Below are 24604 nucleotides of genomic sequence, written 5' to 3'. Positions count from 1 at the left end.
AAAAAATGAATTGTTAAACGTCATAAAAATATAGTGATTATTATCACAACAAACGAATTAAGTGGAAATTCAGTAGCATGAGCCCGGTACAATACCGAACTCATGCCATTAAAATTGTCTAATGCAAAATCTGTCTAACGTTATGAAAACAGTTCATTATATGTACTGTTTTCATAACTATTTACACATGCTTTTTCTTACAGAAATATAACACACCAAACATTACCAAAATACCAACCACATAAAAAATTGTTGTACCACTGCCACCAGTATTAGGAATCATCCAATTATTCTTCGCATTTTTTACTGTTATTTTTTGTGTCCTTACTGCCTCTGTAATTTCTACCTCTATTGGATCTCTAAGTAACATATATCCGTTTGGTGCTTTTATTTCTTTAATCGTATATTTTCCTAGTACTAATTGCCTGGAAATCACCTTTCCTTTTTCATCTGTTGTTAATCTAGCAACTTCTTTCCCTTCTTTATCTAACACTTGAAATACAGCACCTTTTAGTTTTAAATTGATATCCTTGCCATCCACTTTCTCAATTTCAATTTTCCCACCCGGATCTGGCAATTTCTTATTTCCTATTTTCATTTCTATCACTTTATCTTTTTCTACTTTTACAGCTACTTTATCTTTCAATAATTCGTAACCTTTAGGCGCTTCTACTTCCACTAAGCTATAGTTTCCTATTGGTAAATCTTTAGATATCGCTTCTCCTTTTTCATCTGTTATTAGCTCTCCGACTATTTTTCCCTTTGAATCTTCTATATGAAACTTTGCTCCTGCTAGCTTTTTATTTTTATCATTTGTGTCTACTTTCACAAGCTTTATTTTCCCTATTGGATCTGGCAATTTTTTATTTTCTATTTTCATTTCTATCACTTTATCTTTTTCTACTTTTACAACTACTTTATCTTTCAATAATTCATAGCCTTTAGGCGCTTCTACTTCCACTAAGCTATAGTTTCCTATTGGTAAATCTTTAGATATCGCTTCTCCTTTTTCATCTGTTATTAGCTCTCCGACTATTTTTCCCTTTGAATCTTCTATATGAAATTTTGCTCCTGCTAGCTTTTTATTTTTATCATTTGTGTCTACTTTCACAAGCTTTATTTTCCCTATTGGATCTGGCAATTTTTTATTTTCTATTTTCATTTCTATCACTTTATCTTTTTCTACTTTTACAACTACTTTATCTTTCAATAATTCATAACCTTTAGGCGCTTCTACTTCTACAAGGCTATAGTTTCCTATTGGTAAATCTTTAGATATCGCCTCTCCTTTTTCATCTGTTATTAACTCTCCGACTACTTTTCCGTTTGAATCTTCTATATGAAACTTTGCTCCTGCTAATTTATTATCATTATTATTACTATCTACTTTTTTTATTTTTATTTTCCCTGTACTAGGCTTGTTCCAATGTTTCCAGTTAAATTTGAAATTGTGAAATTCGAATCCACCAGTTTGTTGCACTGTACCGACAAATGCTTGTCCATTAATTGAACCGCCTTTTGTTTCTAATACAGCATTTGGAGCAAATACACTTCCAACAACACCATACCCCTCTGCTGTGATTTTTTTCGCATTAGGAAAAACCCAAACCACTTTCCCATATAGCTCAGTAAATGGTGAATCAGAAGAATAGGGTTGTGATGTAGGAATTATATCCGTAGCCCTTCCTATATCGTTCGTGTCATATAAAATAGACCCCTTATTAAAGGTAATCTCTCTTGCATCCGAATACATAACAATAAAATCTTTGTCCTTAGCATTGGGTAAAAATACATCTCTTATTTCTAAATTTATTTTCCCTGTCAATTCTGATGAAACATAAATATTAGGATTGTTTATCTCTTTTCCAATGCCAAAACTCATGTTTGGAATTGGGGTATTCGTTTTATATTGACCTGCATCTTGATTGACTTGGTTCACTATGTTACGAAACTCATTGAATTTCGCATCAATTTCTTGTTTTTCTTTAAAAACAATACGATCATAAGAAGATTGTATTGTACGATCTGGATCACTCTCTTTTGTCATAACGACTATTCCGTTTTGAATGATAAAAGATTCCTCTCTTGATTTTTTAAATTTTCCAGACAATAACAAAGACGGATATCCTTCATCACTCCATTTTTCGCCAACTATATTAGATGTACCTGCCGCTGCACCTACAATCGTATAACCTGATGCATCCATATCACCTTGAACTGCGATTGCACCTTCAACGTCTCCACCAACTGCTTTATGGTTCCCAAAGATAATCGCATTATAACGCGATATGTCACCTAAACCTTTTAAGTCTACCATGGATCCATAAACTTCTTTTGGTACATATATGACAAAACTTACACATATCATTAACAAAACCATTAAATGAATACTTACCAGCTTTAATTGTAGCCTCAATTTCCTTGTTCCCACCTTTACCGTATTTTTTCTACAGTTAAAAAAAGTGAACTTTAATCAGTACGGATTTACTTCATCCCTTCTATACCTTCCTTGCTTATCCCTAAATTAATGGATCCACTGCCCATTATTGCGGGATACATACAATCTATCTAGTTATTTTTTTCTTATAAATTACGACTAGAAACGCACATAACAATAGGATTGGAACTATTACCATCCACTTATTAAACATAAATACCTCTGTACTTATTTCTTGTTTTTCTTTCTGATTGAACTCTACACGCTCACCTCGAACAAGCAATCTATTTGTATTTACTCCATAAGGCGTACATGTAATTAATGTTGTATAATCTTTATTTTCCACAATTTGCAAATCGTTCGTTTCGTGTGGTAAAACTACTTTAATTTGATCTACTTTATAGGCAAGAATTTTGTCTAAAGAGTGAATATAAAAAAGATCTCCTTCACTCAACTTATCTAAATCTGAAAATAACTTTGCTGATGGTAAACCACGATGCCCGGTTAAAATAGTGTGCGTATTCTCACCACCTACCGGGAGTGACGAATAATCCAAATGACCTATCCCCCGACTCAATACTTCTTCAGAGGTACCTTGATAGATTGGCAGTTTTATTTTAATTTTCGATATTTCAATATACCCCATTACATCACCTAAATTTAACGCATCGGCATACGCTTGTTGAATACTATTTTCCTCAGCAAATGGATCTGCAAATGTTTGCTTGGAAGTTTGGACTTGTTTATTATAGTCGGCTGCTTCTTTTTCCCTACGTTCAATTTCTTTCTTTTGTAACGCTTTAATCTTCTTATCATAAGAACTAATCTCAGAATAATGAGCACGAGTCGCCAACCAATTACTAATAGTAGGATATAAAAAAATACCTAATCCAAATAAAAAAATACCTCCTAAAACAAGATTTCGTTTCATATTTCCACCTCTGTATATACTAAAATATTGAAAAGAGGAAAGCATTTTGCTTCTCCCCTTTTTACATCACATGGTTACATGTTCCTAAAACTTTATTTATTAGCAAACTTTTTCCTAAAGAAAACAAACGCTGCTGTTACCATTAACATAAGACCTAGTACAGTAAAAAGAGTCGTTCCTATACCACCCGTTACTGGAAGAATCCATCCACTTTTATTATTTTCTATCGTTAATTTAACCGTTTGATTATTTTCGCTAACCTTTACATCAATTGGGTCTTTTAATAATTGATAAGAAGCTGTTGTACCATCTTCTTTTGTATATGTTGGTGCTTTCGTTTCAAAAATTTGATAGTCTCCGTATGGAATGTTAGCCCATTTAATAACACCATTTTCATCTGATACACCTATTACTTCTTTTCCTGCTACAACAACTATTTTCCCCTTTTTATCTTTAAGTACAAACTCTGCACCTTTTAATTCCTTCTTATCATCACCATCAATTTTTGATAACTCAATAATTCCAGTTGTCGGAACAACAACTACCGGTTTAGATTCTTTATCTCCAATTACATCATTTTTATTTGTAAAATCAATTTTTGCTGTATTTAAAATTTCCGAACTAGATGGTATTCCTTCTTTTACTTGTGATTTAATTTGTAAATGAAATTCTTTTTTACCATCTAATTTTGTAAAGTCTTTTACTGTAGCTGTTACCTTTTGACCTTCTACAGTTACATCTACAATGCTTGCATTTACTTCCGCTCCATCAATCTTCACGATTGGCTTTCCTTGCATCACTAAACGATTGTCCAAAGTATCTGTTACCACATATTTTTTGTATTCTTTAATGTCTTCTGGAATTAATGTTTTAATATCATAATTGTAATTAGTTAACGGATTTATCGGTAGCGCTTCCAAATTCCCGTTAATCTTTTTATCAATAGTTGGTTCTTCATAGTTTTTCACTTCTACTTTAACTACTGTACCAGAAGTAATTGTTCCATCTTCATTAATTGTTCCGGAGTTCTTAATAAAAAACTCGCGTTTAGTTGGATCTATCACATAGCCTTTCGGAGCTTTTGTTTCTTGGAAATAGTATTCTCCATACTCTAATCCTTGCACACGAATATGACCATTAGCATCCGTTACTAACTCTTTTTTCACTTCTGTTCCATCTTTTTTAAATACAGAGAATGCTGCACCCGCTAATGCTTTATCGTTTGCACCAGTTTTTATTAAATCAACTGCACCGCGTTTAATCTCATTTTTTGGATACATATGAACATCATAGTTTAACACCTTACCCTCTTTATTCGTTAATGGAATATCTACTGTATACGTATTTGGATTTAGATTAACATGTGGAGGGCCTGCCACCTCTTTCACTTCATAACGTCCTAGCGGAAGATCTTTTAATACAGCTTGTCCGTTATCATCAGTTACTACTTGAGACGGAGTTGCCCCCGTTACAGGTTTCACATCTTCTTTCACGATTTTTCCATCATTTGAAATTTGTTCAAACGACGCAACCCTTATTACTTCAAACGTTACACCTTTTAACGGTTTCGCATTTGTTGGCACCTCTTGATTTGCGGAACCATCACCTTCTACTCCTGTTGTTCCATCTTTTTCTTGTTCGTACTTATGAATCGTTAAAGAACCTTTGGTTGATGAAGCTGCCTTTACTAATACACTAGACCACGCTGAAAACGTTAAGAAAACAACTAGAAGCACACTTAATATTTTTTTCATTTCTCTATTATCCCCTTTACTACTTCTATCATTTTAAAAATCTATTTTTTACTATTACCATCTAAAGAGCAATAGTGTGCCAAGTATCAGCCTTGAACGAATAACATAAAACATAGTTGTCCCCACACCCCATTGTTTACAATCACTTATTCACTGTTCTTATTTCTACTATTACGTCGTCTCCCCGTATGATATATGTAATTTTCTCTCCTACATTTCACTTATGTCTCTACTTCAAAAATAATTATTATTGTTGCATAGTAGCTTTCATCGCTAATTTTTACTAATTACTTAGGCGCCAATTCGTTAATCTCCCCCTCTTATCTCTATTTGAATCCAATCTTAAACATTTTTTGATACATGTTAGCAGTAACTAGCAAATAAGTGTGATGATTCATATTTTATGCTACTCCCCAAAACTATTACCTGTATATTCAAATAATATGTGCTATTCATGTTAAATTATGGTATTATTCTTAGAAGTTTATAATTTTTATTGCTAAAGTTTTTCCGTTTCTACTTATGAAAAAAGGAATATGTGTTTATTCAACTATCACGCACAACTGTAAGGAGGAAGAATATGACTAAAAAGCTCAGTCTAGTTGAGATAGAGTACATTTGCAATATGTTTTTCCAATCTTTTGAAGTTCCAGTTTGTTTTTTAGATTGCAACAAAAATATTCTTTTAGCTTTTACATCAAAAAATGATTCACTTTCATTGTATACATCAAAAATAGAACAGTTACATATGCTTTATCAGAGAAATGATTCATATAATTCTCCCATCTTCAGGACTCACCAACATCTAGGGCACTTCATTTTAATTCACATAAAGAGCGATTATATGGTGAACGGCACTGTTATTATTGGACCTGTAACAGATGTAAGCTTTTCTAAAAACGAAACGGATAGCAGCTTTCATTTTATGCCGAATTATAAAAAAACAAGAGACTATTACTTTTCATTGTCACTCAAAGATCAATATTTCTTTGTAAATATGGCGATTTTGTTCCATAACATTCTTTATAAAAAAATTTCAAATATAAGTACATTTGCAAATAAAAGTGACTCATTTCATGTAAGTCATAGCAGTATCTTAAACGAAGATGTATATATTTCAATGCAAAATAACGAATCTATCTGTCATAATTTGTATTTAGAGCAACAACTACTTGGAGCTATAGAAAACGGGGATAAAGAAACAGTACTCAAATATTATTATGTATTCCAACAAGAGACTCTTTCATCATTATCTTCATTCCATCAATTAAGACGTCATAAAAACATTTGTATTTCATCTATTACACTCGCTACTAGATATGCGATAAAAGGAGGGCTTCCATCTGGAATTGCTTACAAGATTTATGATCTACATATCCAAAGAACAGAAAATTTAAAAGACAAAGAATCTGTTTGGCATTTATTAAAAAATGTTTTCTGTACTTTTGCAGACCGTGTAAAGGCACAAAAAGCACAGCAACATTCACAGACTATTGCTATTTGCAAAAACTACATTTTCAAAAACATTTACAATCCAATATCAGTTAAACAACTTGCTACATTTTCAAACGTGAATTCGGATTATTTATCTATATTATTTAAAAAAGAAGTTGGTATTTCATTAAGTGAATATATTCAGCGTGAACGAATCGAAGAAGCAAAGAAATTATTAACTTTTACAACCTATTCCTTATCTGACATCTGTGCTTCACTCAATTTTACTGATCAAAGCTACTTCACTAAAATTTTTAAAAAATTCACTAACGAAACGCCTGGTAAATACCGGAAATCTCATGTTGTCATATAGGTGAAACTTCCATTAATACAAAGTGTTTTCAGTAATTAATGAATGGCTATTTAAAACTACTCTAACATTCATGAACTTTACGATTCAGGCTATTTTTAAACAACAAAAACACGTTACTATTTTTAATGAGAATAGTAACGTGTTTTTTACGTAATATATTTCTGTAGACAGAATCACATCCAAGTGCAAAGTTTTATGGAAGCCAAATGTACCTCCTAACTACTAAAATCTTAGTAAGTAAAAACCTTATCTAATAATTATTGTGTGTACAAAATTCCAAACTATTTATCAGCTAGTGACATTCGCCCTTCGGTACCGATAATATAATTTACGCCTAAGACACACTCCCTTTTTTGTTTCACATATTTTTCACTTTGTTTTTTCTGGATTATGAATTCTTTTCCTCAAACGAATGATACCTATACCTACTATTATTTATGTGTCTTTCTAAATTTACGAATCAAAGTGAGTACTGTACCTGCAATAACCATCAACATGCCCATTACTGCACTGTTAGTTGTACTTGCACCCGTTTTTGGAAGCTCTTTATATGTATATTCTTTTTTATCTGAATTACTATTGTTTGAGATATTACTATTATTAGCAAGGCCATTAGCTTTGCTAGTGTCTTTATCTTTCACTAGTACTTTTTGTATTGCCTTTACCTCATTACCTACGGAATCTCTGACACTATATATTATTTCATAAGTATCAGCCTTAGATGTATCTACTTTACCATCAACTTTTACTTTAGAAGTAAGGTCATCATTCTTTTTATTAGTAGCTGATACTCCTACCATTGGGTCAAATTGATCATTCTCATTAATTGTAGTTGTAGCAGGTACTTTTAGTATTGGGTTGTCATTTTTAACTTCTTCTCTAACTGTAACCGTTACAGTTTGTTTCGCAGTTACTTCATGACCTTTAGAGTCTGTAACTGTGTATGTTAATACGTAAGTACCAGCTTTAGATGTATCTACTTTACCATCAACTTTTACTTTAGAAGTAAGATCGCCATCTTCTTTATCAATAGCTAATACTTCTGTCATCGGAACAAATGAATCTCCTACATTAATAGTCACTCCAATAGGCGCTGTTAATTTAGGCTCTATATCTAATATTTCTTCATTTTTCTCTACAATTACAGTCTGCGTATCCGTTGCATTCCCCCCTTGGGAATCGACAACCAAGTAGTTCACAATGTATTTACCTGGTTTAGATGTATCTACATCGCCTTTATGCTGTACTCTATTTGTTAAATCACCATCTTCTTTATCAGCAGCTGTTACATTTCTCATCGGGTCAAACGTATCACCTACACGTAGTGTAATTGTAGACGGTACAGTTAACTCTGGGACTTGGTTTTCGGCAGTTTTTTCGTTTTCTTTCACTGTTTCCTTAATTTTTGCTGCATCAAAAGCTTTTTGGACCGCTTGAACCTCAATTGAGTTCGCTCCATATTTGTTTGTTGCAACTTTAAGGCACGCTAATCTCAATTCTGAGAAATTAGAAGTCATGTTCAATTCATCAGTATTTGCATAGTAGAAAATATCAAACATTTTATCTTCACCAATACCATTTACAGTTACACCGTTATGAGTACCACCTTGAGCAATTAAATACGCAACTTTATTAATAATACTTGAGTTGAAATGAATGCCTCCATTATCCTCTCCATTTAAATCATTATATTTACTATAATCATCTGGATATGGTACTCCATTTGAATAATTGATTGAAGATGGATTTTTCATATTACGGAAAACCGATCCAGTTTGTTCTCCTGTTGTCCAGTTAAATTCCCCGTTATTTATGTATTTCTCAATAGCCGTTCCCATAATATCAGATAACGCTTCGTTAATTGCACCAGATTCTCCGAAAAATTCAAGGTTAGATTCGCTAGAGGTAACCGCATGTGTAAATTCATGGCCCACTATATCGAACGCTTTCACCATGGGATCACCATATATAAGCATACTAATTTTATTAATATTAGCACTAAATGCATTCTCCCAATTTTTAGGGTTATTTGTTCCTCCAGAATCCCATGCATGTACAACTGATACTACTTTTTTTCCCTTATTATCAAAACTATTACGCTTGTATTTATCTTTATAAAAATCATATACCTTTGTTGCTAAAAAATGAGCACTTACCGCCTTTGGATCAGTAAATGTTGGTGAAGTGCTAGTTACTAATATACCAGGATAATATTTTTCTTCATTTGTAATATCTCTATAATTTACATCATATGTCTCAATTCCTTGCCCTCTTGTGTAATCAGCAAGAGCATATTTCCCATTACTTTGTTCAGAAATACCAAAAGTGCGAGTTATACCTAAATCATCTTTCCCTGTTCCAGTTAGTGATACGAAATTGTTTTTTCTACTTTCCTTTAAAGGTTCAGCATGCTCTTCACTTACTTTTAAACCTGATTCTTGTACCATATTTTTCAACATTTCACCATTATCGGCATTCACTAAATAAGTTCCAGATACATAGCTTGGTGTTGCAGCAGCAAATGTAACTTGATATGCATTTGAAGCTTGTCCATTATTTTCATCCACAAAAATAACTTCCTTAACTTCTGGTTCAGAAATGAACTTGATATCGCTCCCGTACTTCGTATAAATATATTGTTTGGCTTCTTCTTTTGATAGCTTAATAGGCTTTTTCAAATCTTCTTGTTTTAAATTTTGCGCGCTATCGCCTGAAACACTTTTAATAACACCCTTATTATCTACGTGTGCAGTTAATTGATGGCCATATACTTCTTTTCCTTCGTATGTTTGCTGCATACGTACGAGTGTAGTCCCATCATACGAACCACGTTTTTGAAAGACTTTATAATCTACTCCTGTTTCTCCATTGACTTGCTTTGGAGAAAGCGCTTGTTCTGTTTTCTCCTTAAGTGCATCCTTTACTACATTTTCTGGTGTCTTTTGTGACGGTTGAGTAAGTTCACCTGAGCGGAACGATTCCTCCTGCATTTGAACTTGTAGTTGATCTGTTTCCTCTGCATGACCTATTCCGTATGGCGCTACAGCTGTTAAAGCCAATCCTGTTGTTAATGCAACTATAGCTATTTCTTTTTTATTTTTCATGATATTTACCTCTTATAATTTCCTAAAATATAAAACTGTTAAAATTATACTATTCATTCGTATCAAAAAAAGAAAATAAAAAGCATATAAAATTAAACAAAATCGCATAATTTAATGACGTTAATTCATTATTTAAATATAGTTATTCTAGAGAAAATCACTGCTTTTAATGAACTTTTTTATAGATATATATAAGGTTCGATAAATTAAATTTCACGTGTAAATTCTCTTTTTTTAAAGATCCAGTTTGAGTTTTCTAAGGTTATCATAGCAAATAAGCCTTAGTAGGTTTCTATTTTCAGATCTTTCTATTTTAATTTTCATCAATAAATGAAGTCATATAAAAGTGAATTGTGTAACACAATATATTAATTACAGATATAAAGCATATTATAAAAAGGTGACTTCTGTAATCAACAAAAGTCACCTTCTTACAATAGATTCGCAATACATATTATCCCAAAAATGTTTATAATGTATAATTTCTATGTAACAAAGAAAAATAATTTATTAACGAGCATTTTCCAAAACTTTTATTAGGTCATTTATATTTTCAATTTTCTGTTGAAACTGATCAAATTTGCTATGTAGCAATGAAGGATTTTTATCTTCTCTTGAAATAACTTGTTTTAATTCGTGTTCTAATTTATCATACGCATCAAAGAAATTATCAAATTCTACACTTACAAGCTCGTCATTTTCACGATAAAATCTTTTTGCTTCTATATAAGTCATATATGATTTATTCAAAAATCCTAATGAAATTAAATATTTAGAAGTGTTTTCTTGATAAATAGCAATATCACATGCTGTTTTAATATCAGAATAAGTCTTTTGAATAAAACATTGTAATTCAAGAATCTTAAACTTTAAACCATAATTCATTTCATTCCCTCCCATCCTATCTATTCTACATAAAATAATAATATTTTACAAAATAAAATATTATTATGAAAGTGACATTTAAAAAGATAACGAAAGAAGAAACAAATTCAAACTTTTCAATCCTTACTTTTAATCTTCAAATAATCTTTTAATTGTTATATAATAAATTAAATATATAATTAGGAGTAGATATAATGCCAGAAACATTAGAACTCATTCTTTTCATACTTATAGCAATTAGTGCTGTAGGTTATCTAATAAAAGAAATTCAAAAACCTAAGAAAAGAACGCTTGGAATTTCACTAGAATTTTTAGTTTTTTTCTGGTCAATATGGAGAATATCGACTATCATAATTTAATTTATATAATTCCTCTTCTCTCGATAAACCTTACTATTCAATCAATACTGTAAACAAACCATTGCTTAACCATATGCCTTTAATGGAGCAGATAACTTTTGCTAGCTGCTCTTTTCTTTGTAACCATTATACACAAATTTTCATATAATATAGTCATTCCTTTCTTATAAATTAAGCTCGTCACTTCGGTTATAAAAATGGGATTATATCCTATAACTTTTTTTAGAATCATCCATAATTTATTTCTGAAAAAGTGCTTTGTTTTACTGAAAGGTGGTTGCGGAAACAACCGCCTTTTTATTTTCAAAAAAATCTAATTTCCAAAAAACTATCCACTGCTTTCTGGAACAGTTTTATAATTTCTAACCTGCTTCCTCGTTTCTAATTCAATATGTAATCTCTCGTTATTTTACTGTCACTTTATAAATAACCTTCTAATAAAAAGACCTCCACATATAGTATGTTGGGACTTATTCACGGATTATATATGAGAAATATTTTACGCTCATAGTGCAAAAATAAAAAGCGCAAAGAATAATTCCTTCCGCTTTTTATAACAATAAATACATTTCATATTGTGCTAAAGAATTCTTTTTAAACCCAGATTTCTTTAAAAACCCTTCTAGTAAACTGTTGTTTGGAAAACCAATAGATAAACTTGATAAATTTGATTCTACTCTTGCTACTTGTAATAATTTCATCCCAATCCCAATATTTCTATAATCTTTATCTACGAAAATATAACTAATTTTACCTTGTTCATTTACACATACAGAGCCTTTTAAATCATTATCAACATATGCACCGTAATACGTATTATTTGTTTTTTCAATGTAATCAATATCATTTTGCCAATTTATATGGAAGTTAAGCCATTTCTGAATTTCAAGTTTAAATGTTTGAAATTCTAATCTTTGCACTTCAATATTTTTATTATCTTTATTTGTTAATTTAGTTACATCATTTAAATTATAATAAGAAAGATCATACACTTTTTCATAACCTAATTTGTTATAAAAATGAATCGCCCTATCATTACCTACAATAACTTCAAGAAAAAGTTGCTGGCATTCATTTTGTATCGCTTCTTCTTTATGTAGCTCAAATAACTTTTGACTTACTCCAATGCCGCGAAACTCTGGATGAACAGCTAATGTTCCACAACGCATTGTTTTTATAGTTTCATAAACCTTTATACCACCAAGTATTATGCCAACAGATTTGTCACCATCTAAAGCAAGAAAAGAGTGTTCTAGCGAGTTACCTTCTGGTCCAAAAAATCTTTGTATAAAATCTTCTTTTGAAACATCCATTTTAATAATGTAATCTGAAAATCCATCCTTAAAAGCTCCATACACTAAATCTATACTTACTTCACTACATCTTTTATATTGAATCATATAAATATAATCCTCCGCTTTGGCTTGTTATATACTACATTCAAATACATGAAATGAATTTCTTTCACCTGAATCTTTTAACTATCTATTATTTACTACAGTAATCTCATAAACACGTAAAAAAGCAATTAAATGCTCACATGCTCGTTCACATGCTAACATTTTAAAAACCTTTTGTTCTTCTTTCGTTTTATCATTCGCTTGATCTGAAGCAGCTTTTAAACATAAAAATGGTTTTTTATTTATATGACATACGTAAGCGAAAGCAGCGACTTCTTGATCAACCGCCAATGCTCCGTATACAGTATGCAGTAAATATCTCATTTCGGAACTACGAATACGCTGATCTCCAGATAAGAACGTACCGAAGTGAACTGGATCATAAGATCGTATTTTTTTTATTTTTCTTACAATTGACTTTGTTGTTTCAATAGGTGCTGTTCTACCATCATATAAATTAAAAACATCTTCCCCTGAACCAGCAGCAGTAACATCGTGTTGTATTGCATTAAGTGCTACTACAATGTGACCATTTTTCACCTTATTTGATAAACTTCCGCATATTCCTGTCATAAATAGCTCGTCCGGCTGAAATTCACTTATTAATAATTGTACACAACTAGCACAACTTACTTTGCCAACACCAGTTATTACTGAAATAATTTCCAGATCATTTATATAATGAAAATGAAATTCCCAAGCTGCTCTTTTTTCAATACGTTCACTCGGATAATGTTGATGCAAATACGTAAGTTCTGGTTCCCATGCGGATACGATTGCGATACGTTTCATTACACACTTCACTTCCCCTACTGTCATTTAAATAAGCTATCTATACTTTCTCGTTCATAAACTGGAATCCACTCTTTGTATTTTTCATATAAGCCTCGTATTATTTCTTTATTCTTCGCAATGACTTCACATCCTCTATCATCATAAATAAACATGACAATATCTTTCGTTGCGTTAATGAGAAATACGTCAGGATAAGAAACCTCTTTTTTGCGTCCAAAACGAGGATAAAGATCTGGAAAATCCTCATGATTAACAGCTTGAATAAGTAGTTCATATTTAATATCTTCCGCAAGACATTTTAAAGAAAATTGAGATGTACAATATAAATCTGCTTCTTCATCTTCAAATAGAAAAGGTAACGTTTCTTGTCTTATACGAAACTTTAAATCTCTCTTTTTAATATATTTATTGTATATATTTATTTTCTGTGGAGTTTTTATATTTTCCTTTTTAAACCGATAAACATTTGCTACTACAAACACTACATCTTCTTTTAAAAATATATCTTCAAATAAGTATTTATTATCTGTATATAGTTGAGAGAAGTATTCCATATTTAAATCGTCGGTTCCTTCTACAATTTGATATTTATCTTTCCCAAAATTAAAATGTAGATGATTTTCCCACTGAGAGTATATGGACGGTACTAACGTAACTCCTGGAAATGTTTGATTCATATATTCTTTTAACTGCATTTTCGTATCCTTTCTACTCTACAAGTTCTTTTAAATGCCAATAAGCTTCTTCTAGCCACGGATGTATAACTTTCAATGTATCTTTTCTTTCCCACAAATATGAAATATATACAAAAGCAGCATGTTCTAAAGATTTTTCTAATCCATTTTTTATACCTACTAAGTATGATGGTGTCCCATTTTGATCCCATTCTATTTTATCTGCAACAAATAACACTAAATCCATCTTCGTTGCATGTTTACGCAATGTAGTATGGCAACAAATTGCACCTAAAATCTCTTCATCTTCCACTTTAAATATCTCTCTTGCGATTACTCTCGATAGTTTTTGATGAATAATCATTGGAAATTTCCGTTCTTCTTGTAATATTTCGATTCCAACTGCTTCAGCAACTTTAATCCGGTCCTCGTTCGGAAAGATTGCACTTATATCATGTAAATACCCTGCAATTTCTGCTTTTTCTTCATTTTCATGAAACATTATCGCTATTTTTCGCGCTTCATTTGCCACACGAATTGAATGGTGATATGTAAATTCTTTATCGTACTTTAATAGAAACTCTTTTATAGAGTGTTCTATTTTCCCAGTTGGAGTAAATGAACATCTTTCATTATATAACACGTTAATCTCCTCTTTATTACGTTCCTTCAATATAATAGGAAATTCAAATAATTCTTCTATTGTTAATTCGTTATGAATGCTTTAATTCCTTTTTAATACGTTACATGAAATTTTATGTAAAATCATTGCTACAAAGTACATAAATGTTTGTTATTATAGTAGTGTTGATGATTTGTAAGGAAAGGAACTAACTATATAATGAATAAAAGCATATTAATTATTGATGATGATAAAGATATTGTAGAATTACTCGCTGTTTATTTACGAAATGAAGGATATAACATTTTTAAAGCTTATGACGGTGATGAAGCAATACAAATGATATCTGCATATGAAGTTGACCTCATGATTTTGGACATTATGATGCCAAAGCGAAATGGATTAGAAGTTTGTCAGGAAGTGCGTGAAAATAATACTGTACCTATCCTTATGCTGAGTGCAAAGGCTGAAGACATGGACAAAATATTAGGGCTTATGACAGGTGCAGATGATTATATGATTAAACCGTTTAATCCACTAGAATTAGTCGCTAGAGTGAAAGCTTTGCTGAGAAGATCCACTTTCCAAAACGCTGCTACTCAAAAGAAAGACGATGGTATCATTCGTATTCGAACAGCTGAAATCCATAAGCATAATCATACTGTTAAAGTAAATAATGAATATATTAAACTTACATCTATTGAATTTGATATTTTATATTTACTAGCGAGCAATACAGGAAGAGTATTTAGTTCCGAAGAAATATTCGAACGTGTTTGGAATGAAGATGGTTATGGCTCAAATAAAACTGTAATGGTTCATATTAGTAATTTACGGGATAAACTTGAAACAGTAATGAATGGAGAAAAATTTATTCATACTGTTTGGGGAGTAGGCTATAAAATTGAGAAATGAAGCATTTGATATTTTAAAAGATATCCCAAAATGGAAGATAATTTTTTGGTTTTTATTAGCTATCACTCTTACACCTATTACTGAATTAATTATATATCGCCTCATTACGAGTGTAATCGAGAGTTCACTTACTCTAACCGAACTCGGTAAAGAATTCATTCGGATTTTTGGTTATGAAAAGTATAAAGGGATTAAAGAATCTTTATGGATGATGATTGTTTCTTATTTATTTTTATTTTCTATTTTTTCATCCTATCTATACATTTTTTATCGTCACGAGAGAAAGCTTTACTATGAAACTTGTATTAAAAAAATGATAGAAGAGATTCGATATATTGCAGATGGAAATTTCAATCATAAAGTTTCCATCGTAAATCATAATTATTTAGAAGAGTTAGCGACTGGGGTCAATCAAATTGTTGAACAATTAAAAGAGTCAATTGACGAAGAAAGACAGGCAGAACAAGCAAAAAGCGAACTAATTACAAATGTATCACATGATTTACGTACTCCCCTTACATCAATAGTTGGATACGTGAATTTAATCCATCATGATAATTATAGAGATGAAGTGGAATTACGTCATTACATACAAGTCATTTATGGTAAAGTAACACGTCTAAATGCATTAATGAATGACTTGTTTGAATACACCCGTGTTCAAAATAAAGAGTTAAGTTTATATTCTGCTCCCATTGATATTGTAGAGCTACTTGGACAATTAACTGTTCAATTCCGAATACAAGTGCAAGAAGCAAATATTCAATGCCGTCCTTCTTTCCCCTCTCAAAAACTCATGGTATTAGCTGATGGAGACAAATTAGTGCGTGTATTTGAAAATCTTATTATAAACGCTATCGCTTATGGAAACGAAGGTGGTTATATTGACCTTACCGCTTATGAAAGCAATAATATGATTACAATTGATATAACAAATTACGGACAACCTATTCCTAGTACAGATTTACCTCATATTTTTGAACGTTTTTATCGTGTTGAAAAATCACGTTCAACAAACACTGGTGGATCAGGACTCGGATTAGCAATTGCAAAAAGTATTGTCGAACTGCATAAAGGAACGATTGAAGTATATAGTGATGACAAGAAAACAACTTTCACTGTAAAACTACTACCATATAAAAATTAATACACCATAATTTTAGGTTCAATTTCTAATATGATAAGAAATTGAACCTTTTATTTTCCATCAATATCCAAAGTTTAATAATCTTTTATAATTCTTTAGAAATTCTTTACCTTTTCTTTCTTCCTAATTAAGCATTCCTTTTTACAATATTATTATTGATGTCATAGTAGGAGGATCGCTTATGCAATTCTTGAAAAAATTCACAATTTTATTATTATCTTTTATTATTACTGCACTTATCGTTTTATATTTTTATCTTTATGTAAATGGTCCAATTATTCAAGCTAAATCAGCTATTTTAATAGATGCTAATTCAGGTGAAGTTATTTATAAAAAAAATGAAGAAACCCCTATACAATCAGCTACTTTGTCTAAATTAATGACAGAGTATATCGTATTGGAACAACTAAATGACGGCAAAATACAGTTAGATGAATCCGTAAAAATAAGTAACGAATTATTCCAAGCGGAAACGACTCCTATGCAAGTAACAGCAAAGGATAAAACGACGGTTCGTGATTTACTTCATGCATTGCTTTTAACAGGAAATAATCGTTCTGCACTCGCACTGGCAGAACACATTGGTGGCAATGAAGATAACTTTACAACGTTAATGAATGAAAAAGCAAAACAGCTACAGTTATCACAGCCATCTCCTTTTCTAAACTCTACTGGAGCTAATCAAGATACAAATAAACAATCGAATACAACAGCGAAAGATGCAGCTAAACTAGCAACGCATTTAGTAAAAGATTTTCCTAATGTACTGAATATGACGAAACTAACCTCTTACCAATTTACCTTCAAAAATTTTCAAGTTTTCAACACAAATAAAATGATTTATTCCCTCAATGAAAACATTAAATTCCAAGGTGTTGATGGCTTGCAAACTAGTTTTTCAACTAACGGTAATAATAGTTTTGTCGGTACTGCAAAACTAGGAGATACTAGGCTTATTTCAGTAATATTAGAATCCGATGAAGAAAACACTACTTTTATTGAAACAAAAAAATTACTTCAGTACGGTTTTGAACCTTCCTCGTACTCTGCACTCCAAGCTTTTAAAGATACTCTTACATCTTGGGCAATATTGCTACAGTTTAAAAATTTAATCATACAAACGATGATGATTTTTTTCATTATTACAATTTTAATGTTTTTACATTTACGTCAAAGAAAATCCGAGGATTTCAACTAAGAAATCTTCTTACATATAAAAACCGACTTGCGTTTACAGTACAAGTCGGTTTTTACGTCTATAATCCTCTTCCAATTAAATTCGCTGAAACGGGCTGAAGATTTAACTCTCTTGCCCATATTGATAGCTGACCTATATGATGAATTTCATGTACGACAACATGTCGTAACACTTCACCATACTTGTACTCTTTATCCGTCCATGAAACTTTTAATATTTTATTCTCTAAGTCTTCTGTCCACGATTGTAAAAATCCCTCTAAATCCTTATTATACAAATGAGATAATGCTTTCACTTTTTGAATAGATTGATAATCCTTAAATTGCGGCTCATCTACTTCTTTTCCTTTCAAATCACAAATCCAGCTATACTCAACATCTACAATATGAAATAATGTTTCTAATATACTTCCAACACCACCAACACGTTTGCGAAGTAATTCTTCCACTGTAAGTTGTTCACACCACTTAAACCAATCTTCTCTTACTTGCCAGTTATATTGAAATACAGTGTACACATTTATCTCTCCCCTACCCCAAGTATCCACTTAACAGCACCTATAATATAATGTGGCTCATCCTTTTGAATATAGTGACCGCTATGTTCTGCAATTATAAATTTACTTTTACTGGATAATTGTAATAATTCTCTTTGTAATTGTAACCATTTCAGTTGTGCAGCTTGCGAATAAAAAGCTTTTTTACCAGCAGCTAGCACGACAAGGGGAATATCGTTCATTGATTTACAATGTCTATCTGCTTCACCTAGACTAAACATAAACTCTTCATATGAACTTTCATATGCAAATTGTTTATAGTAAGCTTCTTGAAATTCTGGAGACATGATTGGCAAAAATAATTCTTTATAATTTTCTGGTGTCGAATCAACCAAAACTGTTCCCAACATATCCTCGGGATAAAAAACCGTAAATAACCGTGCATTTATACCACCAAAAGAATGCCCTACAAAAATATAAGGTGGCTTCAGTTGTAAAAGATTTAAACATGTTCTTAAATCTTTGACCATTTCAGAACTAATACGTTGCTTGGAACTCTTCCCACTTTTCCCTAATCCAGCTCGATTATATGTAAGTATCGTCCCAAATTCCGTCAGTCTTTCAGCAATATAATCCCATGCCTTTGAATAATCCCCGTAGCCTGATTCCATTATAATAACAGGCTGCCGCTTTTTTCCTTGAAATACTTTCGTATACATTTTAAAATCATCAACTTGTACATATTCCTCTATACATTTAACCATTGACAATCACTTCTCTTCGGTCAAGTTCCTCAACAACATGATCAATTATTTCACTTACAGAAAAAGATCCATCCAATACGATATCTGAATTCGGTTTAACAGTATGAATTGCCTCTAAATAAGCTTTTCTCGCATGTGCCATGTAATGTTTTAAATCATTATGTATTTCACTCATAGTATCTTCTTTAAAATCTCGTAAAATTCTTCTAGCCATTGCAATATCTAAAGGTGTGTCAATAAATATAGTTACATCAATGAACTGCCCCATTTCTCTATTTAAGTATGCAAAAGGATAATCTACAATAATATAGTCTAATTTACTATCTCGTATAAGATGCTGAATATCATGAATTAATGGTGTAAGTACCCACTCGTCATAATTCGCTCCATCATCAATCCATTTACAAATATCAGCAGGATAGTTATCAAAGTTATAACTATCAAAAAATAGCGCTTTTGAATTTGTTAACTCATGAGTTAAACTTTCTGTAATAGTAGTTTTACCTCCCCCTGAAACAGCTGCAATTGTGATTACTATAGTCTTTCTATTCATAATTTCCCACCAATCCCTTTTAATTAACATAATAAAATTATAAGAAACTATTATTTTTTATTATTCCATTCATATTCTAGCATACTCATTTCCCATAAATTCCAATACGTTTCTCCTACTTTTTTTGAATCTCTTAATAAACCTTCTTTTACAAATCCTATTTTTTCATAACAAGAAATGGCCGACGTATTAAAATCATACACGCCAAGAGTTACTCTATGTAGTTTTAATTCTTCAAACGCAATATGAAGTACTGCTTTCATCATATGTTTTCCTATTGAACGCCCTCTCATTTTCGTATTACCAACTAACACTTTTCCAATTCTCGCAGACTTATTTATATCGTCTATTTGACCAAGTGAAATATGACCAAGTACTTCTTCAGTCTTTTCATCTATTACTTTGAAAGCGAGTGTATTTGCACTTTCTATATATTTCTCTAATTGCTGTTCGTTTAAAGGATATGTGAATGCATTTCCTGACCACTGTATTAAAAATTGTTCGGAATGAATCCAATTTATTAATTGTTTGAAATTAGATCTTTTAAAGGGCACTAATTTAATCACTCTCATTCTCCTTTCGTACATCACTCTTTATAGCCTCAAACTTATTTCTATATAAAGAATATATTCTCCTTTTATACGAAATTAAAATAAAGCCATTCATCAGAATGGCTTTACAAACAAAGCATAATTATGCTTTATTTGCTACGTCAACACCATTAAAATCAAACTCTGCAGTAACCGTTGTAACAGGAGGGAAAATTGCTTCAATTTTGCAAATGGAGATAATTACTGCAACAGATCCAGGAATAGCTGCAAGCTTAACTACATCACAACTTACAGACGAAACAGTACCTACATAAGTACGTCCCTCTGTATTAATTTGAACTGTGCGATTAATTAATTTCTTAAGCTCATCTCTAATTCCTTGCACACAAGAATTATCACATTTCTCATGCTTTTCTTTGTTACACTCTTCGAATATCTCCCAACAATCATCCTGTTTACATGTACACTTCTTTTTACAATTATTAAATCGAGAACCCAAAACCTCACCCCCTAATCCTTTCTATTAGTAAAGTATGTCCACTAGCTTAAAAGTGTACGAGGCAAACACATAGAAAGAAAAAAACAAACAATTGTACTAAACATTTTTTCTTTATTAATTATAAAAACAATTCTTTAACAGTTAGCGGCTTGTTTAATGAGGGGACTTGGATTTAATTCTGCTGAATTTAAAGTTTAGATAACCTCTTTATCAAATGAATCTTTTTTTCTTTTAATAAGCCAGCTCCTTTAAGAGTTAGCTGTTTTTTCTATTACTTTACATATACATAGGCTTTGTTTGCAGTAATATAATATATTTTTTCTCCGCTGTTTTGAAATATACATTCAGAAAAATGTACTCCAAAATTAGATATTATTTATAATCAGAATGTTTTCTTCAACATGTGTTTATTGATAAATGTCATAACCAGTAATTCTCTCCACTATCTCTTGGAAATTAGCATAGTTTTTATGAATTCTATATGTAGTAGAAAGCACTCTATCATATAAAGATAAAATAATAGGTTTATAAACAAGCCATTTCTTCACTAAAACATAGAATGATAGTAATCCTATTGAAGGGAGGTATAAAAAAATGTCCTGGAATAATGATTGCTGGAGTTCTAAGAAACAGCATTGTTGTGATGACTGGTGGAAGTCTAAAGAAAAGCATCATTGTGATGATGATTGGAGTTCTAAGGAAAAGCATTGTAATGATGATTGGTGGAAGTCTAAAGAAAAGCATCATTGTGATGATGATTGGAGTTCTAAACGAAATAAGTGTCGTTGTAAATGTTTCTTTATTTGTTGTCATTGTAAAAGAAAACATTGGTAAGATTTTAATGTCAACTTAACGGAAAGAATATGTCTTTTGGGATCGATAAATACTAGAATATAATATACAAAAAGCTGACTGAGTATAGTCAGCTTTTTGTATATTAACACGTACAGATTTAGAATGGCATCTATAGTTACAAGTTGAGTGGAGTGTCGAAATATAAGCTGACTCTTATAAATCGACTTTGTAATTATTTCACATACACTTTATTTACAGTAGTAAGTTTTCCTTTTGCTATGGTGCATTAAGTCCTGTAACACTTAATTTTGCATCAATAACAAACCCTCAGCATACTCACTTAATCGCTGCGACAACATAGGGTTTATCATTTCACGTTTACTATGAGTTACCCATATCTTATATTTTGTGTAACTAGCCCAAACGCTAAATTCCTTGTTATTCATAGCATCATAACATTTTATCTTTCTAGTTACACAATGCATTAACAATGAGCAACTAGAAATTAGCATCCGTGTCATTCTTCCCTGTCTATCGCATGAGCTCTTCTATGTAACTAAAAAATACACCTTAAATGGGTGGTCTTTTATGTAAGTGAATAAAAAGATTACATTATCCCTCCAAATGTAATTGTTCCTAGTAAGCCTAATAAAACAAATCCTGTCAAACAAACAAAATCAGCAAGACAAATGGAAGACTGTGATAAAGGAACAAATGACCTACTTGTATTAGATCCATAATGTTTTATTTTCTCATAATTTATTTCTAACATTACGTGTAGACATGATACACATTTTTCAGTTGTTTGAATAGATTCATCTTCTAATCGCTCCAATAACCTACTATTAAGAGCAAACGGAAGAGAATACTGCTTGTCTAATTTCATATTTTGGTACATTAATTGTAAACGGGATAACATATTATTTTTCTTTTTGTCAGACTTCAGTTTACTTTTCATATTATTAAATTCATTTAATAACATCGTCAACTCATCTCTGCTGCCATATAAATCTTTAGCTATTCTTCTTTTTAGTTTGTACGAATAAATCATAGATTTAATCTCAATCATTGTATTACACTTCCTAATTAAATTTTATTTAACCCAATATGTTAAAAACAGTACTTTCAAATCCTATTAAAAATACACTTAAGTATCTTGATTTACTATCGATTAATATTACATTAACCTTACACAGTTGTAATAATTTCTTTAACACCCCTCCCGAACAAACATACATTTCTTTCCGGTCAGTTTTAATTCGGAAGTTAATTGCGTCATTTATAAAAATAACCCTGATCTATTTTGTTAATAAAAAATAAAAAAGTGGCCACCAAACTACAGAGTAATATAACAACTCCCTTTTTAGTTTGATGTCCACGGATTCTTCCAGTAGGACTAAATTTATAATTATTATTATAGCCTTTTCTCATATTTTAGTATATTTCTCATTAGAAAAAGATTATTTTATATAGATTACTATAAGCATCCATAAAGCCAAGGCGCCAATGATAGCGAGCGCTATACGTGTAGATAGTATCCTTAATTCAAAATCAGTTTTCTTGGAGGGTTCAGGATATGCAATTATGTAAATTCCCTTTAATAATGCAAGCCATGCAATAACCGTTAGGAACCCCTGCCAGTTGAATGCCCATACATTATGTAAGATTACAGTGCCTAGCCCTAGGAAAATCGATAAAAAACCGTACATAATACCAAACCCTCTGTCTTCAACCACTAATTTTTTCAATTCACGTAATACCGATGGGCGTACGAAAAGTATTCCCGATACGATAACCGTGATCCATCCCCAAAACAATCCTAAAAAAGTGCTAGTTTCCATTTTTAGTTCACTCCCCTCAATTATTTATATTTCAGATATCCCTACCTTTAGAACAATTTCAGCACCTATATATTGGCTATATTCTGCTCTTTATTCATACAAATATGGCATATTCAATACCTATCCTTAATCATCTCATTCTTCGTCATTATCTATCCGAATCAACCGAAGTCGCTTTATACTATTCCCGCACACTTTTTCATAACTTGGAGCTATCATGCACTGGAGCCAATATAATGATTTATTTGCCTTTTCACTAACCTCTACAATTGTCCCCTCTGTAATAAAATGATCACCTTGATACAATGTATACTCGCTTATCCCATGGAATCATCATTATTCCCTTCCGTATTAAAATAGCGTTTTTATTTCAAATAATACTCCTATTAATTTAAACGGATTTTTCAATGTTTTTACCCAAAAATTCGTGATATCGTTAATTAGTCGAGTACTTCATTACTTGATGATTATCCTTAGGAGCCTCGCAGACAATCGGTGTTTCTTTTATGTAAATAAGGATTTTGTTTAAACTTTACGATATGCAACTATATTAAAATATCTTCTAAAATTCCCATTAAACATTTATAATACTTTTAAACGGTTTAAATTCTACAATCAGTAATGGAGGCATTTTAATGGGAAACATCCCAAAAGTATCATCACACCAATCAAATCCTAATATACCCTCACAGCAAGTGAACCCTAATACACAACAAGGTAATAGAAAAAAAACAAGACGCCGTATTATAACTACTTTGGCTATTATGGTACCTATAATTTTTGTCCTTCAATATTCTCTGAATAACCAACAAGAAATGATTAAAGAAAAACAAATCACGCTGAATACGGAACAACAAAAATTATCTTCTGTAAAGAAGGATGGTCATTCCCTTAAGAATGATGTTAAAGCTTTAACAAGTAGTGAAGAAGAAATTTTAAAATTCGCAAGGAAATTGTATGGATTTTCTAAACCGAATGAAACTATATTTCAAATAACTGAATAAAATTACACTGCATTACCCAAAAGGCGATTTGAAGATAATCGCCTTTTTATATTTAATTTCTAAAGGAATCATA

At 31.3% G+C, this 24604-nt stretch carries 23 protein-coding genes and 1 pseudogene; 8 read left to right on the top strand and 16 right to left on the bottom strand.

All coding sequences use genetic code 11. The annotated features are described in order from the left end of the window. Positions 1-41: 41 nt before the first annotated feature. A pseudogene (locus ACUN26_RS09510) lies at positions 42-122 on the top strand (IS3 family transposase); the annotation flags it as partial. A gap of 59 nt (positions 123-181) precedes the next feature. Here ACUN26_RS09510 and ACUN26_RS09505 read toward each other — a convergent pair. From ACUN26_RS09505 to ACUN26_RS09495, 3 genes are all read right to left on the bottom strand, one after another. Continuing rightward, on the bottom strand, positions 182-2416 hold the full coding sequence (locus tag ACUN26_RS09505) for a SpaA isopeptide-forming pilin-related protein (protein WP_001239306.1): 2235 nt from the start codon (positions 2414-2416) through the stop codon (positions 182-184). Positions 2417-2564: 148 nt separating this feature from the next. Continuing rightward, positions 2565-3368 carry a class C sortase gene (locus tag ACUN26_RS09500; protein WP_080001301.1) on the bottom strand — a complete coding sequence of 268 codons (804 nt, stop codon included), beginning with the start codon at positions 3366-3368 and terminating at the stop codon, positions 2565-2567. Positions 3369-3460: 92 nt separating this feature from the next. After that, the gene (locus ACUN26_RS09495; RefSeq protein ID WP_000722903.1) at positions 3461-5122 is read right to left on the bottom strand and encodes an LPXTG cell wall anchor domain-containing protein; all 1662 of its coding nucleotides are present in this window, start codon (positions 5120-5122) and stop codon (positions 3461-3463) included. Between the two features lie 580 nt (positions 5123-5702). Between ACUN26_RS09495 and ACUN26_RS09490 the strand changes: the two genes are divergently transcribed. Continuing rightward, entirely contained in the window at positions 5703-6929 is a 1227-nt protein-coding gene (locus ACUN26_RS09490) for an AraC family transcriptional regulator (RefSeq protein ID WP_000162855.1), read from the top strand. Positions 6930-7360: 431 nt separating this feature from the next. On the opposite strand, the gene ACUN26_RS09485 is transcribed toward ACUN26_RS09490, so the two are convergent. Both ACUN26_RS09485 and ACUN26_RS09480 read right to left on the bottom strand, forming a co-directional pair. After that, complete coding sequence (locus ACUN26_RS09485; protein WP_000791127.1) at positions 7361-10033, bottom strand: M4 family metallopeptidase; 2673 nt, start codon at positions 10031-10033, stop codon at positions 7361-7363. Positions 10034-10543: 510 nt separating this feature from the next. Further along, the gene (locus ACUN26_RS09480; protein ID WP_001106151.1) at positions 10544-10918 is read right to left on the bottom strand and encodes a hypothetical protein; all 375 of its coding nucleotides are present in this window, start codon (positions 10916-10918) and stop codon (positions 10544-10546) included. A 194-nt stretch (positions 10919-11112) separates the two neighbouring features. On the opposite strand from ACUN26_RS09480, the gene ACUN26_RS09475 reads away from it, so the two are divergent. Continuing rightward, positions 11113-11277 carry a hypothetical protein gene (locus ACUN26_RS09475; protein WP_001115306.1) on the top strand — a complete coding sequence of 55 codons (165 nt, stop codon included), beginning with the start codon at positions 11113-11115 and terminating at the stop codon, positions 11275-11277. Between the two features lie 551 nt (positions 11278-11828). Here the strand turns inward: ACUN26_RS09475 and ACUN26_RS09470 are convergent. From ACUN26_RS09470 to yqeK, 4 genes are all read right to left on the bottom strand, one after another. After that, positions 11829-12677 (bottom strand): GNAT family N-acetyltransferase, encoded by an 849-nt coding sequence (locus ACUN26_RS09470; RefSeq protein ID WP_000617087.1) that lies wholly within the window; start codon positions 12675-12677, stop codon positions 11829-11831. Positions 12678-12758: 81 nt separating this feature from the next. Next, a complete protein-coding gene (mtnN, locus tag ACUN26_RS09465; protein ID WP_000215738.1) occupies positions 12759-13496 on the bottom strand; it encodes a 5'-methylthioadenosine/S-adenosylhomocysteine nucleosidase in 738 nt (245 codons plus the stop codon). Beyond that, positions 13493-14167, bottom strand: coding sequence for a DUF3885 domain-containing protein (locus ACUN26_RS09460; RefSeq protein ID WP_001176122.1), 675 nt, complete (start codon positions 14165-14167; stop codon positions 13493-13495). The genes mtnN and ACUN26_RS09460 overlap by 4 nt, the downstream gene beginning before the upstream one ends. Positions 14168-14180: 13 nt before the next feature. Next, positions 14181-14789, bottom strand: coding sequence for a bis(5'-nucleosyl)-tetraphosphatase (symmetrical) YqeK (gene yqeK / locus ACUN26_RS09455; RefSeq protein ID WP_000966613.1), 609 nt, complete (start codon positions 14787-14789; stop codon positions 14181-14183). 198 nt (positions 14790-14987) lie between these two features. Here yqeK and ACUN26_RS09450 point away from each other — a divergent pair, with 198 nt between their 5' ends. The 3 genes from ACUN26_RS09450 (at position 14988) to ACUN26_RS09440 (ending at position 18028) form a co-directional block, all read left to right on the top strand. Further along, on the top strand, positions 14988-15683 hold the full coding sequence (locus tag ACUN26_RS09450; protein ID WP_001043192.1) for a response regulator transcription factor: 696 nt from the start codon (positions 14988-14990) through the stop codon (positions 15681-15683). Then, positions 15673-16830 (top strand): sensor histidine kinase, encoded by a 1158-nt coding sequence (locus ACUN26_RS09445; protein ID WP_001243277.1) that lies wholly within the window; start codon positions 15673-15675, stop codon positions 16828-16830. The genes ACUN26_RS09450 and ACUN26_RS09445 overlap by 11 nt, the downstream gene beginning before the upstream one ends. Positions 16831-17011: 181 nt before the next feature. Continuing rightward, positions 17012-18028, top strand: a complete 1017-nt coding sequence (locus ACUN26_RS09440) for a D-alanyl-D-alanine carboxypeptidase family protein (protein ID WP_001160069.1) — start codon at positions 17012-17014, stop codon at positions 18026-18028. Positions 18029-18086: 58 nt separating this feature from the next. Here ACUN26_RS09440 and ACUN26_RS09435 read toward each other — a convergent pair whose 3' ends face one another. From ACUN26_RS09435 to ACUN26_RS09415, 5 genes are all read right to left on the bottom strand, one after another. Then, complete coding sequence (locus ACUN26_RS09435; protein WP_000288861.1) at positions 18087-18545, bottom strand: DinB family protein; 459 nt, start codon at positions 18543-18545, stop codon at positions 18087-18089. A gap of 2 nt (positions 18546-18547) precedes the next feature. Continuing rightward, positions 18548-19288: an alpha/beta fold hydrolase gene (locus ACUN26_RS09430; protein WP_000237663.1), complete on the bottom strand. Its 741-nt coding sequence runs from the start codon at positions 19286-19288 to the stop codon at positions 18548-18550. Further along, entirely contained in the window at positions 19281-19841 is a 561-nt protein-coding gene (locus ACUN26_RS09425) for a hypothetical protein (protein ID WP_001080628.1), read from the bottom strand. Before ACUN26_RS09425 ends, ACUN26_RS09430 begins: the two co-directional genes overlap by 8 nt. A gap of 50 nt (positions 19842-19891) precedes the next feature. Further along, positions 19892-20431: a GNAT family N-acetyltransferase gene (locus tag ACUN26_RS09420; RefSeq protein ID WP_098643488.1), complete on the bottom strand. Its 540-nt coding sequence runs from the start codon at positions 20429-20431 to the stop codon at positions 19892-19894. A gap of 103 nt (positions 20432-20534) precedes the next feature. Then, positions 20535-20891, bottom strand: coding sequence for a hypothetical protein (locus ACUN26_RS09415; RefSeq protein WP_000535571.1), 357 nt, complete (start codon positions 20889-20891; stop codon positions 20535-20537). 607 nt (positions 20892-21498) lie between these two features. On the opposite strand from ACUN26_RS09415, the gene ACUN26_RS09410 reads away from it, so the two are divergent. Then, the gene (locus ACUN26_RS09410; protein ID WP_002093748.1) at positions 21499-21744 is read left to right on the top strand and encodes a hypothetical protein; all 246 of its coding nucleotides are present in this window, start codon (positions 21499-21501) and stop codon (positions 21742-21744) included. 549 nt (positions 21745-22293) lie between these two features. On the opposite strand, the gene ACUN26_RS09405 is transcribed toward ACUN26_RS09410, so the two are convergent. Then, positions 22294-22755 carry a hypothetical protein gene (locus ACUN26_RS09405; protein ID WP_000569864.1) on the bottom strand — a complete coding sequence of 154 codons (462 nt, stop codon included), beginning with the start codon at positions 22753-22755 and terminating at the stop codon, positions 22294-22296. A gap of 391 nt (positions 22756-23146) precedes the next feature. Further along, complete coding sequence (locus ACUN26_RS09400; RefSeq protein ID WP_000450239.1) at positions 23147-23527, bottom strand: hypothetical protein; 381 nt, start codon at positions 23525-23527, stop codon at positions 23147-23149. A gap of 635 nt (positions 23528-24162) precedes the next feature. On the opposite strand from ACUN26_RS09400, the gene ACUN26_RS09395 reads away from it, so the two are divergent. Continuing rightward, a complete protein-coding gene (locus ACUN26_RS09395; RefSeq protein WP_000526884.1) occupies positions 24163-24531 on the top strand; it encodes an FtsB family cell division protein in 369 nt (122 codons plus the stop codon). Positions 24532-24604 lie beyond the last annotated feature (73 nt).

This window comes from Bacillus sp. WC2503 (assembly GCF_052682895.1).
The sequence above is the reverse complement of the archived record's forward strand: the minus strand, read 5'-3'. Positions and strand labels throughout refer to the sequence as shown.